The 13,614-nt window shown below is 74.9% G+C and carries 8 protein-coding genes; 1 reads left to right on the top strand and 7 read right to left on the bottom strand.

Features of this window, described 5'->3' with window-relative positions; translation table 11 throughout:
* From ACF089_RS31165 to ACF089_RS31145, 5 genes are all read right to left on the bottom strand, one after another.
* A partial coding sequence (locus ACF089_RS31165) for an amino acid adenylation domain-containing protein (protein WP_392033922.1) occupies positions 1–5,567 on the bottom strand: 5,567 nt, incomplete at its 3' end.
* A 252-nt stretch (positions 5,568–5,819) separates the two neighbouring features.
* On the bottom strand, positions 5,820–6,845 hold the full coding sequence (locus ACF089_RS31160) for an ABC transporter substrate-binding protein (RefSeq protein ID WP_392033919.1): 1,026 nt from the start codon (positions 6,843–6,845) through the stop codon (positions 5,820–5,822).
* Positions 6,846–6,924: 79 nt separating this feature from the next.
* On the bottom strand, positions 6,925–8,289 hold the full coding sequence (gene entS, locus ACF089_RS31155; RefSeq protein ID WP_392033916.1) for an enterobactin transporter EntS: 1,365 nt from the start codon (positions 8,287–8,289) through the stop codon (positions 6,925–6,927).
* Positions 8,276–9,130, bottom strand: coding sequence for an ABC transporter ATP-binding protein (locus ACF089_RS31150; RefSeq protein ID WP_392033913.1), 855 nt, complete (start codon positions 9,128–9,130; stop codon positions 8,276–8,278). The genes entS and ACF089_RS31150 overlap by 14 nt, the downstream gene beginning before the upstream one ends.
* A gap of 153 nt (positions 9,131–9,283) precedes the next feature.
* Entirely contained in the window at positions 9,284–9,574 is a 291-nt protein-coding gene (locus ACF089_RS31145; RefSeq protein WP_392033910.1) for a phosphopantetheine-binding protein, read from the bottom strand.
* 288 nt (positions 9,575–9,862) lie between these two features.
* Here ACF089_RS31145 and ACF089_RS31140 point away from each other — a divergent pair, with 288 nt between their 5' ends.
* Positions 9,863–10,384 (top strand): GNAT family N-acetyltransferase, encoded by a 522-nt coding sequence (locus ACF089_RS31140; protein WP_392033907.1) that lies wholly within the window; start codon positions 9,863–9,865, stop codon positions 10,382–10,384.
* 191 nt (positions 10,385–10,575) lie between these two features.
* Here the strand turns inward: ACF089_RS31140 and ACF089_RS31135 are convergent, their stop codons facing one another.
* A complete protein-coding gene (locus ACF089_RS31135) occupies positions 10,576–10,785 on the bottom strand; it encodes an MbtH family protein (protein ID WP_392033905.1) in 210 nt (69 codons plus the stop codon).
* The gene (locus tag ACF089_RS31130; protein WP_392033902.1) at positions 10,782–13,604 is read right to left on the bottom strand and encodes a condensation domain-containing protein; all 2,823 of its coding nucleotides are present in this window, start codon (positions 13,602–13,604) and stop codon (positions 10,782–10,784) included. The genes ACF089_RS31135 and ACF089_RS31130 overlap by 4 nt, the downstream gene beginning before the upstream one ends.
* Positions 13,605–13,614: the final 10 nt, after the last annotated feature.

The following is a 13,614-nucleotide window of genomic DNA, read 5'->3' as shown; positions in this document are numbered from 1 at the left end:
GGAGTGTCGCAGTCGTCGGTGCGTGCGACGAGGGCGTCGACGGTGAATTCGGTGGGGCCGTAGTAGTTGACGGTCTCGGTGTCGGGTATGGCGCGCAGTTCGGTCCAGAGGGCGGGGGGTACGGCTTCGCCGCCGAGGAGGAAGAGTGGGGGCTTCCAGTCGCCGGTGAGGAGTCCGGCGTCGAGGAGCTGGCGTGCGTAGGAGGGGGTGACGTCGAGGGTGTCGATGCGGTGGCGGCGGACGTGGGCGACGACGGCTTCGGCGTCGCGTCGTTCGTACTCGTCCAGGATGTGGAGTTCGTGTCCGGCGACGAGCCAGAGGAGCTGTTCCCAGGAGGAGTCGAAGGAGAAGGACGCGGTGTGCAGGGCGCGGACGCGTCGGCCGAGGCGCTGGGCGACGGGGGTGTACAGCTCGCGTTCGTGATCCCGGTAGAGATGGGTGAGCCCGGCGTGGGTGAGGACCACGCCCTTGGGACGGCCCGTGGAACCGGATGTGTAGATCACATACGCGGCATGCTCCGGATCAATCGATTCCGCGCTGAGCGGCTCGGCGGACAGCTCCGCCTCCGCGGGCTCCGCCGTCGTCTCAGGGGCGTCCATGACGAGCAGGGGGTGGTCGCCGGGGAGTTCGGGTGTGGCGGCGGTGGTGATGACGCAGGCGGGTGCGGCGTCGGTGAGCATGTACGCGAGGCGTTCGGCCGGGTGGTCGAGGTCGAGGGGGAGGTAGGCGGCGCCGGCGGTGAGGACGGCGAAGGTGGCGACGACGGCGTCGGCGGACCGGGGTATCGCCAGGGCGACGATGTCGTCGGGTCCCACCCCGCGTCGGACGAGCCGGCGGGCCAGCCGATCGGTACGGTCCCGGAGTTCGGCGAAGGTGAGCCGGACGTCTCCGGCGACGACGGCGAGGGCGTCGGGGGTGGCGGCGGCCTGATCGGCCAGGACGCGGACGATGGTGGTGTCCGGGACGGTCCGGCGGGTGTCGTTCCAGACGGCGAGCCGCGCGTGCTCGGCGCTGTCCAGCAGTTCCAGGTCGGCGACGGGCCGGGCGGGGTCGGCCACGGCCCGCTCCAGCAGCCGCAGCAGCCGCTCCGCCAGCGTCTCCACCGTCGCCCGGTCGAAGAGATCGGCGGCGTAGAAGACCTCCAGATCGAGATCCTCGCTGTGCGCCGTGTCGGAGAAGGTGATGTCCAGATCGAACTTGGCGACGCCCGGATCGACCCGGTCCACCTCGGCGGCCAGCCCGAAGAGCGTACGGATGTCCTGGGTGACCGTGCTGTGGGACACCATCGTCTGGAAGAGCGGGTGGCGGGTCGGCGAGCGCTCCGGGTTGACCGCCTCCACCACGCTGTCGAAGGGCAGATCGGTGTGGTCCAGCGCGGCGAGGTCGGTGGCGCGGATCCGCTCCAGCAGTTCGGCGAAGGTGGGGTCGCCGGAGAGGTCGGCGCGCAGTACGACGGTGTTGACGAAGAAGCCGACCAGTTCGTCGAGGGCGGTCTCGCCCCGGCCCGCGACCGGGCTGCCGAGGGGGATGTCGTCGCCCGCGCCGAGCCGGTGCAGCAGGGCCGCCACCGCCGCGTGCACCACCATGAAGACGCTGCTGCCGCTCTCGCGGGCCAGCCGCCGCACCCCGGCCGCCAGTTCGGCGGGGACCGTCCGGTGCACCATGCCGCCCGCGTCGCTCGGGACGGCCGGACGCGGCCGGTCGGCGGGGAGGCTCAGCTCCTCGGGCAGCCCGGCCAGCGCGGTGCGCCAGTGGGCTGACTGGCGGGCGGCGAGCGAGGTCTCGTCGGCCGGGTCGCCGAGCAGCACGCGCTGCCAGCGGGCGTAGTCGGCGTACTGCACCGCCGGCGTGCCGAGCCCCGGCTCCGCGCCGTCGCGATGGGCCGCGTACGCCTGCTCCAGCCCGCTCAGGAACGGTCCCATGGACCACTCGTCGCTCGCGATGTGATGAAGCAGCACGACCAGCGCGTGCGCCCCCGTCGCCGGGTCCCGCAGCACGGTCACCCGCAGCGGCGGCTCGGCGGCCAGATCGAAGAGATGGCCGAGCGCGGACTCCGCCTCCGCGTCGAAACGGCTCTCGGGGACGTCCAGGACCCGCAGCGGCACGGACGCCGCCGCCGGGTCGAGCACCCGCTGATACGGCTCCCCGTCGACCTCGCCGAAGACGGTGCGCAGCGCCTCGTGGCGGGCGACGACGGCGTCCACCGCGACCCGCAGGGCTCCGGTGTCCAGCGGTTCGGCGAACCGGGCCGTGAACGGGATGTTGTACACGGCGCTCGGTCCGTGCATCTGGTGCAGGAACCAGAGCCGCCGCTGCGCGTACGACAGGGGCGACGGCGCCCCGCCGTCGCCGTCGTCGGCGGCGGTCAGCGCGGGCCGTTCGGCGGCGGCGGAGCGGGAGCCCAGCCGGGCGGTGAGGGCGGCGACCGTGCGGGCCTCGAAGACATCGCCGATCGTGCACTCCGCGCCCAGCGCGGCGCGGACCCGGGCCACGACCCGGGCGCCGAGCAGCGAGTGCCCGCCGAGCGAGAAGAAGTCGTCGTCGGGGCCGACCGAGTCCAGCCCGAGGACGCCGGCGAAGATCCCGGCGACGATCTCCTCCCGGGCGTCGCGCGGGGCGCGGCCCCCGGCGGTGTCCGGGCCGGTGTCGGGAGCGGGCAGCGACCGGCGGTCGATCTTGCCGTTGGCGGTCAGCGGGAAGGCGTCGAGCACCACGACGACCGTCGGCACCATGTACTCGGGCACCCGGTCGGCCACGCTCTGCCGCAGCCCGGCCGGATCCAGCGCCGGCCGTGCGTCCGCCCCGGAGGGCCGTGCGCCGGCCTCGGCGGACGGCCGCACCGCCGGGGTGACATAGCCGACGAGGTGCCGCACCCCGGGGCGGTCCTCGCGGACCAGCACCACCGCCCGTCCCACGTCCTCCCGCGCGGTCAGGGCGCTCTCGATCTCGCCCAGCTCGATCCGGAACCCGCGCACCTTCACCTGGTCGTCCGCGCGGCCGATGAACTCGATCCGCCCGTCGGGGCGGCGGCGCACCAGATCGCCCGTGCGGTACATCCGCTCGCCCGCCGCCGAGAACGGGTCGGCGACGAACCGCTCGGCGGTCAGCGCGTACCGGCCCAGATACCCCCGGGCCAGCTGCGCCCCCGCGAGATACAGCTCGCCCGGCCGCCCGGCCGGGGCGGGGCGCAGCGAGCCGTCGAGCACGTACGCCCGGGTGTTCCAGAACGGTCCGCCGATGTCGGGGACGCCGGTGTGGCCGGGGTCGAGCGCGGCGGAGGTCGCCCAGACGGTGACCTCGGTGGGGCCGTACACATTGGTCACGGACTTCGCGGCGCGGGCGAGCCGTTCCGCGAGGTCGGCGGGGAGCGCCTCGCCGCCGACGAGCACGGCCGTCCCGCCGAGCGAGCGGGGGCGGCCGTCCTCCAGCAGGGCGTGCCACAGCGAGGGGGTGGCCTGCATGACGGCGGGCCGGTGGGCGTCCACGAGCGAGGCGAGCGCGGCCGGGTCGCGCACGGTGTCGCGGTCGGCGAGGACCACGGCCGCGCCGCTGATCAGCGGGGTGTGGATCTCCAGCGCGGCGATGTCGAAGGAGACGGTGGTGACGGCGAGCAGCCGGTCGCCCGGCGCGAGCCCCAGCTCGGCGCGCTGCATCTCCAGGAAGTTGGCGAGGGCCGCGTGCGGGACGACGACGCCCTTGGGGCGGCCGGTGGAGCCCGAGGTGTAGATGACGTACGCCGGGTTCGCGCCGTCGGGGGCGGCGCCGAGCGGCTCCCCGGACAGATCGGCGAGCGCGGCGAGGGTGTCCGGGGCGTCCAGGACGACGGTCTCCACCCCGCGTACGTCGGGCGCGGCGGCCGCCGAGTCCAGGGTGGTGAGGGTGCACACCGGGCGGGCGTCCGCGACCATGAACTCCAGCCGGTCGGCCGGGTAGTCCAGATCCAGCGGCAGATACGCGCCGCCCGTCTTGAGCACGGCGAGCAGCGCGACGAGCAGCTCGGCTGAGCGGGGCAGGGCGAGGCCGACGATCTTCTCGGGTCCCGCCCCCCGGGCGGCGAGCAGCCGGGCCAGCCGGCTCGCGCGGTCGTCGAGTTCGGCGTAGGAGAGGGTCCCGGCCGAGGTGATCACGGCCGGGAGGTCGCCGTGGGCGCGGGCCCGCCGTTCGAAGGCGTCGACGACGCTCTCGCCCGAGACCTCGTGCGCGGTGTCGTTCCCGTCCTGGAGCAGGGCCCGGCGGGTCTCGGCCGGCAGCAGATCGAGCCGGCCGGCCGGGGCGGCGGGACCCGCGGCGGCGGCCTCGGCGAGGAAGTGCGCGAACTCGGCGGAGCGGGCCGCCAGCGTCCCGGCGTCGTACGCGCGCGGATTGCCGTCGAACTCGAAGCGGATCCGCCCGCTGCCCGCGTCGTGGTAGAGACCGAGGGTGAGATCGTCCACCGGTCCGGCGGCGACATTGTGGACCGTGCCCGGGGAGCCGGCGAAGTCGAGGGCGTTGTCGAACGCCTTGACATTGACCATGGGGCCCAGCAGGCCCTGTTCGCGGCCGACGAGCCCGAGGTCGCGGCGGATGTCCTCGGCGCGGTAGCGCTGATGGCGGCGGAGGTCGCGAACATGGCGGGCGACGTCGGCGGTCAGCTCGGCGAGCGGGGCGCCGGGGTGGACGGCGACCCGCAGCGGCAGCACATTGACGACCATCGCGGGCACGTTCAGCGCGGCGGAGCCGAGGCGGGCCATGGCGGGCAGCGACAGCAGGACGTCGCGGCTGCCGGTGGACCGGTGGAGATAGGCGGCGAACGCGGCGGTCACCGCGTCGGCCCAGCTGGCGCGGGCGGCGCGGGCGAGCGCGAACAGCCCGGCGGTGGTCTCCGCGGAGAGGGTGACGCCCTCGCGGAGGAAGGTGTGGGAGGCGGGGAAGGAGGCCCCGCCGAGCGGCTCCGGCTCCGGCCGGTCGGCGAGCCGCTCCAGCCAGTACGCGCGGTCCTCGGCCCAGCGCTCGGACGCGCGGTAGACGCGCTCCTCCTCGACGACGGAGGCGAGCGAGCCGAAGGCGCGGGGCGCGGGCTCCGCGCCGAGCGCGAGCGCGGAGTAGATCTCGGCGGTGCGCCGCGACAGCAGCGAGAAGCTGTAGGCGTCGAAGGCGATGTGGTGGGCGCGCTGGTACCAGAGGGTGCGGCCGGGGCCGACGGTGTGCAGGGCGAAGGCGAACAGCGGCTCGGCGGCCGGGTCGGCCGCCCGGTCCATGTCGGCGCGCATCGCGGCCAGCGCGCAGGCGCGCGGGTCGGGGGCGGCGCCGTGGTCGGTGACCGAGAGCGCGGGCCCGTCGCCGAGGGGTCCGCCGGTCAGCTGGACCGGCTCGCCGTTCTCGTCCTCCTCGAACCGCACGGTGAGCGCGTCGGCCTCGGCGACGGCCCGCCGCAGCGCCCGCGCGAACAGCTCCAGGTCGAGCGGTCCGTCGACCTCGACGTACTGGCCGACGTTGTAGACCGGGGACGCCGGGTCGAGCCGCTGGCCGTACCAGACGCCCGTCTGGGCCCCGGTGAGGGGAAGACGCTGGGAAGCACGCTCGGTCATGGGATCTTGCTCCAGGGTTCGGACGCGACGGCACGGGGTGTCGGCGGGCGGGGGTCGCGGGGAGCCGGTGGGGGAGAGGCGCGGTACGGGAGCGGGGCGCCGCCCCCGTACCGCCGGTGTCGGTGACGGCGGCGGTGGACGGAGGCGGTACCCGCACGGAACGCGCCGGTCCTGGGGCCTGGCGGACGCGGCGCGCCCCGCGGTCGGGTGTCCGGCCCCGGGAAGCGCCTTCCGGGGCCGGAGGGGCGGACGCTAGGGGAGGTCCTTGAGGATCTGCTCGAACTGGTCGAGGATCTTGACGCCCTCGGGGTAGCGGCTGATGAAGAAGCCGGGCACCGGGTGCACCTGCTTCTTCTTCGCGGCGGGCAGCTCCGACCAGTTCTTCTGCTCCGTCAGCGAGACGGTCTCGGCGACCGGCGCGCCGTTCTCGCCGTCGCCGTCGACCAGGATGACGTCGGCGTCCTTCAGCTTGCCGATCTGCTCGAAGGACAGGTCGTAGGAGAACTCGCCCTCGGGCGCGCCCGCGACCGGCGCGAACTTCAGCCCGGCGTCCTTGGCGACGGCGCCGAGCCAGGAGGTCTCGGTGTAGACGGAGAACTTCCCGGCCTCACCGGAGTTGACGATGGCCCAGTCGGTACGGGCGATCTTGTCGGCGTAGTCGCTCTTGAGGCCGGCCAGCTTGTCGTCGTACGCCTTCTTGAACTCCGCGCCCTCCTCGGCCGCGCCCGCCGCGTCGAGCACGCTGAGCGAGGCGGGCAGCAGCTCGGTCGGCTTGCCGATGCCGTACGAGAGCACGGGGGCGATCGGCTTGAGCTTCTCGATGTTGAACGGGACGTGCTTGGGGGCGGAGATGACGATCAGGTCGGGCTTGAGCGAGAGGATCTTCTCGAAGTTCAGCTCGTTGCCCTCGCCGACGATCGTCATCTTCTCGACGGCGGCCTTCTGGTCGGCGCTCAGCGCACCGGAGTCGATGTCGGTGACGCCCACCATCGGCACTCCGGCGTCCAGCATCCACGCGGAGGCGTAGGAGAGGCCGATGATGCGCTGGGGGTCGGCGGGTATCTTCACCGGCCCGTCGGGCGTCTGGACGGTCCGGGTGCCCGAGGCGCCGTCCTTCTTCTTCTCGCCGCCGCCCGAGCCGTCCGTGGTCGTGGAGCAGGACGCGGTGAGGGTGACCGCGACGGCGGCGACCAGTCCGGCGGCGGCCCTGCGCAGCCGGGCGGTACGGATTCCCGGGGTACGCGCGGCGCTCGTCGCGTGCGCACGGGTTCGGAGCATGGGGGTTCTGCCTCTCTCGGTCCGCCGGGGCGGCGGACGGTGTTCTGGAACGGGGTCTCGGGGCTTGGGGCGGCCTGGATCAGGCGGTCGGGACGGGGCTCTTCTCCGGCGCGGACCCGCCGGCGGCGGGACCCGCTCCGGCGTCGTCCTCCTCCTCGTCCTCGTCGTCGTCCCAGCCCGCCGGGAGGGTCGCCTTGCGGAGCGCGGGCACCGCGACCGCGACGACGACCGCCGCCAGCGCGCAGATCGTGCCGTTGACGATGGCGGCTCCGGCCGGGCTGAACCACTTGGCGACCAGGGCCGCTTCGACGTCGCCGACGAGATCGCCGGCGGTGTCCTGGGTGGTGCTGACGCTGACGATCCGGCCGCGCAGCCGGTCGGGGGTGTTGTGCTGGATGAGCGCGTACTCGAGGATCTCGTACACCGTGCCCGCGCCGCCCGCCACCGCCAGCATGATCAGGGCGAAGCCCAGATGGCCGACGACGCCGAGGTCGAGCAGTCCGCTCACGCCGAAGCCGATGGTGGCGACGCCGCCGGTGAAGGCGGCCGTCAGCAGCACCTTGCCGGGCCGGGAGGTCCGGGTGAGCCATCCGCTGCCGGCCGAGACGATGACCGAGCCGATCGCCGGGGCCGTGTAGAGCAGTCCGAGGATCACCTCGCTGTCGCCGAACTCCTTGTCGACCATCTCGGGGAAGAGCACGACCGGCATGGTGAACAGCGCGGTCACGCCGCCGAGGGAGAGCAGTCCGCCGACGACCTTGTTGCGCCAGGCGTACTTGAAGGCGACCAGCAGCGAGCCGCTGTCCTCCTCGCCCTCGTCATCGTCGTCGTCGGCCGCGCCGGGCGGCAGCGAGCGGATGCGGGAGATGAGAAAGGTGGTGATCATGGTGGTGACGGCGGCGAGGGTGTAGACCGGGCCGGGTCCCCACAGGGCGAGCAGCACACCGCCCAGCAGCGGCGCGCCGATGGAGCCGATCTCCCCGGTGAGGGAGATCAGCGCGCCGGCGGCGGGCAGCTGGTCGGAGCGTACGAGGGTGGGGGCGACCGCCATCAGCGCGGTGACGCTGACACCGGTGGCGAGACCGTCCCAGGCGATGCAGACCAGGATCGCCCACAACTGGGGGTCCGGCTGGAAGGCGTTGACGGCGAGTCCGGCGAAGGCGAGCGCGGCGGCTCCCCGGGCGAAGACGATGATTCCGCGCCGGTCCATCCGGTCGGCCATCACCCCGCCCGCGAGCGAGCCGAGGAGCACCGTCACGCTCATGACCGTGCCGGCCACGGCGACCTGGAAGGTCGACCTGGTCAGGTCGTAGACCTGGTCGCTGAGCGCCACGGTCGCCATGCCGAGGCCCACCAGGGACACCACGCGCGCGACGAAGATGGCGCGGAAGTCCTTGCTGTCGCGCAGGGGCGATATGTCGATGAGGTGGTCACGCAGTGGCACGGGACTCCCCTGTCGTCGCTCTTCCGCCGGTCGCGGCGGGGCCGAGACCGGCCCGGGACGCGCGGGCCAGCGGCAGCACCAGCGGGGTGTCCGTCTCGGGGTCGACGATGATCCGGCAGCGCAGCCCGAAGACCTCCTCCACCAGCTCGGCGGTGACGATCTCGGAGGGCGGGCCCTGCGCCATGACCTTGCCGTCGCGCATGGCGATCAGATGGGTGGCGTAGCGGCAGGCGTGGTTGAGGTCGTGCAGCACCGCGACCACGGTCCGCCGCTGCTCCTCGCGGAGTTCGGCGCAGAGGTCGAGCACATCGACCTGGTGGGCGATGTCGAGGAAGGTGGTGGGCTCGTCCAGCAGCAGGATCGGGGTCTCCTGGGCGAGGGCCATGGCGAGCCAGACGCGCTGGCGCTGGCCGCCGGACAGCTCGTCCACCAGCCGGTGGGCGAGTTCGGCGACCCCGGTGGCGCGCATCGCCGACAGCACGGCCGTGTCGTCCTCGGCCGACCACTGGCGCAGCAGCTTCCGGTACGGGAACCGGCCGCGCGCCACCAGGTCCGCGACGGTGATGCCGTCGGGCGTGGTGGGGGACTGGGGCAGCAGTCCCAGGTGCTGGGCGAGCGTCTTCGGCGACATCGAGGCGATGGGGCGGCCGTCGAGGACGACCGCGCCCTCCTGCGGTTTGATGATCCGGGCCAGGGCGTGCAGCAAGGTGGACTTGCCGCAGGCGTTGGGGCCGACGATCACCGTCAGCGATCCGTCGGGAATGCCGATGCCGAGGTGCTCGGCCACGACGCGCCGGTCGTAGGCCAGGGTCAGGCCGTCGGCCCGCAGCCTCTCGCCCATGAGTGTCTTCCTCCGTTGATTTCTGTGCGCCGGCCGGCCGCCGGGAGCGGCTCGGGGCCCGGGGCCCGGGCGGCGGGTGCGCCGGCCGGCCGGGGGCCGCGGCCTCGGGCCGCGGCGCCGGGGCCGGGTGGCGCCGTATGCCGTACGCGGCCCTCAGGCCGGGGCGTTCAGCAGGGCCGCCCACTCCTGGAGGGTGGGCCGCTCGGCGAGTTCGACGAAGCTGATCCGGGCGCCGTCGGTGCGCCAGTTCTCCACCAGGGTCATCAGACGGATCGAGTCCAGACCCTGATCGAGGAGGCTTTCCGCCACATCGACGTCCTCGGGCTCGACATAGAGCATCTCGGCGACGTCGCGGACGAGTCGCTCCAGCGCGAAGGCGTCGTGCGTGGGGGCGTCCGGTGCGGAGCCGTCCGCCGCGGACGGCTCCTGGGCCGTTTCGGCCATCGTCTGTCTTCCTCTCCCTGACGGGACTCCCCGACTCTGTGGCGGAGATTAGGTAAGGCTCACCTAACTATCTGGGATCGCCTCACGTCAAGCCGGAGGACGGCACGCGTCCGATACCTCCCGATCCAGCCAACTTCCCCCGGTCGCCCCGATGGTGGTCCGGCGATCACCGTGTCGTACTGTAGCCCTTGATAAGGCAAGCCTTGCCTAAGTGGTGCGGTCATGCTCACCGGTGCCGCGTGCGCTCGGCGCGCCGCGCACCCAGTGGGACCGAGGAGAGGGAACCCATTGACCACGGCCGCGCCCCGTTCCGCCGTGCCGCGCCCCGCCGCACCCCCGCGCACCTCGGTGCGCCGGGCCCGGGACGACGACGCCGAGGCCCTCCACGCGCTGTCCCGGCACTTCTTCCGCTGCGGCGCGCTCCGTGAGCGCCCCCTCGCCCTGTACGCCGCCGACGCGGCCGACTTCCTCGTCGCGGAACGCGCCGGCGGCGGCCTCGCGGGCTGTCTGGGGCTGCGCGTCCACCCCCGGGGGCCCGACGGACCCCGGGGCGTGCTCTACAACTTCTGTGTCGCGCCCGACAGTCAGGGCCGCGGGGTGGGTTCGGCGCTGCTGCGGGCCGCGCTGGCGGAGGGCTCGGCGCGCTCGCTGCGGTCGGTGTTCACGGCCACCGGAGGCGGCGGGGAGCTGTTCCTGCGGCACGGATTCGCGCCCGCGGCCGCCGGGCTCGCCCCCGAGGAGTGGGCGAACGCCCTCGATCCCCGGCGCGGCTCCCGGGTGCTCGCCCGCGCCCTCACGGCCCGGGGCTGACCGCACGGGACCGGCCGGGGGCCGACCACACGGACCGGCCCGGGACCGCCTCGTGTCCGCTCCCGGGCCGGGACCGTCGCGCAACGGACCGGGAAACGCCGGGGGCCGGAAGACGCCGCGGCCGGGAAACGCCGCGGCCGGAAGACGCCGGGGGCCGGACCGGGAGACCCGGTCCGGCCCCCGGCCGTCGTTCAGGACTTGGCGATCAGACTCGCCGGACGCATATCGGTCCAGTGCGTCTCGACGTACTCCGCGCACGCCTGCCGCGAGTCCTCGCCGTGCACCACGGTCCAGCCCGCGGGGACCTCGGCGAACACCGGCCACAGAGAGTGCTGGTTCTCGGCGTTGACCAGCACGTAGTACTGGGCGTCGTCGTCCTCGAAGGGGTTGGTGGCGGTCATGGTGATGTCTCCTCTGATGTGTCGTGTCCGGTCACAAGGGTCGTGATCGTCGTGGTGATACGGGCGGTCAGCGCCCGGGCCTCGTCATCGGTGAACAGCCTGCCCGCCCAGCGCCACCGCAGAACCGGACCGCCGCGATCACCCGCGACGACGCTCAGTTCGAGCGCCCCGCACACCGGCGGCTCGGCCCCCGGCAGGGCGGCCAGCGCGGTCCGCAGCGCCGCGCGCTCCCGCGCCGGGGCCGGCGTCCAGCCCGCCGGGCCGGTCCACCGGTGCGCGGAACCGTACCGCGTGTAGCGGACGGCCGGGCGCGCCGCGGCGGCCAGGACGGACGCCGCCTGCGGATGGAGATGGCGCAACTGCTCGTGGCCCCGGCCCAGATCGGGCACGGCGAGCGCCCCCGTCGCGGCGACCCGCACGGGATGCGCGGGCGTCAGATTCCCGACCGTGCGCTCCGGCCGGGGCGCGCCCGGCAGCTCCAGCTCCACCAGCAGCCCGCCGCCGTCCGCCCGCAGCCTCGGCTCGTCCGCCGCCGCGAGCGCCAGCGCGCCGAGCACGGCCCGGTCCAGCAGCGCGGGATCGGTTCCGGCCGGCAGCGCCGCCCCGGTGACCCGCTCCGGTCCCGGCGGCCCGTACGGGACCGTCCCCGCACCGCCCGCACCGCCCAGCAGCTCCCGCCAGTAGGGCAGCTCGGCCACCCGGCCGGGGTCCTGGGCCTGGGCCGACAGCTCGGCCGCCCAGCTCCGCAGCCCGCCGGCCGCGCTCTCCTCCGGCGGCTCGCGCCCCTCGGACAGCGCGGCGACGAGCACCGCCAGCCGCTCGGTGATCAGCGGCCAGGAGGCGTCGTCCACGGCCAGCCGGTGGGCGGCGAGCAGCAGCCGGCCCGGATCGTCCGGGCCCGCGTCGAACCAGACCGCGCGCAGCACCCTGCCCGCGACCGGATCCAGCGCCCGTACCGCCGACCGGGCCGCGTGCGCGATCCGGTCGGCCAGCTCCTCGCCGCCCGTCCCGCGTACGTCCACCCGGCGCAGGGTGTCCCGGTCGACCACGGCGGGCGCCACGGCGGACGGCAGGATCTCCGTCGCCCAGACCCCGTCCAGCCGGTGCAGCCGCAGCCGCAGGGCCGCGTGCGCGCGGGCCAGCAGGGCCAGCGCCCGGCGCAGCGGCCCGGCGGAGAGTCCGGGCTCCACCGTCAGCAGCAGGGACTCCTGGAGCCGTTCGACGGGCGCGCCCGTCTCCCGCAGCCGGTGCGCGGACGGCAGCAGCGGCAGCGGTCCCTCCTCCTCACCCGCCGGTTCGAAACCGCTTCCCGCCCGGTCCGCACTGCTCCCGGCCCGGTCGAAACCGCTTCCGTCCGGCCCGGGGCCGCTCCCCGCGCCGGGCGCGGGGGCCGCCAGGGCCGCCGCGACCCCGGCCTCGTCGAGCGGCGGGAAGTCCGCGAGCGGCCGGCTGGGCTCCGCGCACAGCCGCCGCAGCAGATCCGTGTACCGCGCGGCGTGCCCGTCCAGCGTCCGGGCGTCGTAGAGCGCCGGATTGGCGTCGAAGTCGAGCCGCAGCCCGCCGTCCGGGTTCCGGACCACGGAGAGCGAGAGATCGTCCACCGGGCCCGAGGCGAGCGTCACCACATGTCCGGGCGTCCCCGCGAAGTCCAGCTCGGTGTCGAAGGGCCGCAGATTCAGCAGCGGCCCCGGCAGCCGCCGCGCCCCGCCCGGCCACAGCTCACGGGCGATCTCCTCGCCCCGGAACAGCTGGTGGGCGCGGACGGCGGCCAGCTCCCGGCCGGCCCGCCCGAGCACCTCGGCGAAGGTGTCCCGGCCCGTCACCGGCAGCCGTACGGGCAGGGTGTTCACGGCCATGCCGGGCACCCGCAGCGTGCCCGGCGCGGTGCGGGCCATCGCGTACAGCGCGAGCACCGGCTCCGCCGCGCCCGTCTCCCGGTGGAGCTGGGCGGCGAGCGCGGCGCTCACCGCCTCCGCCCAGGTGACCCGGGCGGACCGGGCCGCGCCGGCGACCGCCGCGCCCGCCCGGCGGTCCAGCACCGCCGTACGCCGCAGCGCGGTGTCCGACGGCGGGGCGGAGCCCGTCGCGAAGGAGGTGGCCGCGGGGCCGTCGGCGTAACGGGCCGCCCAGTGGGCCCGGTCGTCGGCGTACCGCGCCGAGTCGCGGTAGGCGCGCTCCGCCGCCGCCAGGACGGCCACGGGGGCGAACGGCGAGGCGGGCGCCGCGCCGCCGCGCAGTCTCGCCGTGTAGACCTCGGCGATCCGGCGGGTGAGCAGCGAGACTCCGTAGCCGTCCACGGCCAGATGGTGGAAGAACTGGAAGAGCAGATGGCGGCGCGGGCCCACCGTCACCAGCACCGCCCCGGTGAGCGGGGGCGCGGTGCCGCCGGCCGCCGGATCGCCGGACGCGAACAGCAGATCCAGCCGGGGCGGGCAGGCGAGCTGCTCGCGGACCAGCTCCACGGCGGCGGCCGTGGGATCGCCCGCGCCCGAGGTGTCCAGCCGGGGCAGCGTCCGGCGCCCGGCGTCGAAGGCGGCCGGCTCCTGGTACAGCCGCCCGCCGGCCTCCCGCACCCGGAAGTGCAGCCCGGCCGCCTCGGCGAGGGTGTGCCGTACGGCCTCTTCCAGCGCGGCGGCGTCGAGCGGACCGGTCAGCTCGATGTACTGGCCCACGTTGTAGGCGGCGTTGTCGGGCGCCGCGCGCTGGGCGGCGAGCACCTCGGCCTGGGCCGAGGTGAGTTCCGGCGGCCCGGCCGCGCCCATGCGGTCCCGGGGGTCCCGGCCGACCGGCGCGGGCCCCTGGAGGATGGCCTCTGACATCGCGTTCGCC

Source organism: Streptomyces sp. NPDC014894 (genome assembly GCF_043080985.1).
In the GTDB taxonomy this organism is placed as follows: Bacteria; Actinomycetota; Actinomycetes; order Streptomycetales; family Streptomycetaceae; genus Streptomyces.
Note: the sequence above shows the minus strand (reverse complement) of the source record. Positions and strands in the feature narration are given on the sequence as shown.

What these genes read in the sequence shown, in the direction of transcription:
- ACF089_RS31160 (WP_392033919.1), bottom strand. Translation starts at nt 6,845, where the DNA reads ATGCTCCGAACCCGTGCGCACGCGACGAGCGCCGCGCGTACCCCGGGA.
- ACF089_RS31150 (WP_392033913.1), bottom strand. Translation starts at nt 9,130, where the DNA reads ATGGGCGAGAGGCTGCGGGCCGACGGCCTGACCCTGGCCTACGACCGG.
- ACF089_RS31145 (WP_392033910.1), bottom strand. Translation starts at nt 9,574, where the DNA reads ATGGCCGAAACGGCCCAGGAGCCGTCCGCGGCGGACGGCTCCGCACCG.
- ACF089_RS31135 (WP_392033905.1), bottom strand. Translation starts at nt 10,785, where the DNA reads ATGACCGCCACCAACCCCTTCGAGGACGACGACGCCCAGTACTACGTG.
- ACF089_RS31130 (WP_392033902.1), bottom strand. Translation starts at nt 13,604, where the DNA reads ATGTCAGAGGCCATCCTCCAGGGGCCCGCGCCGGTCGGCCGGGACCCC.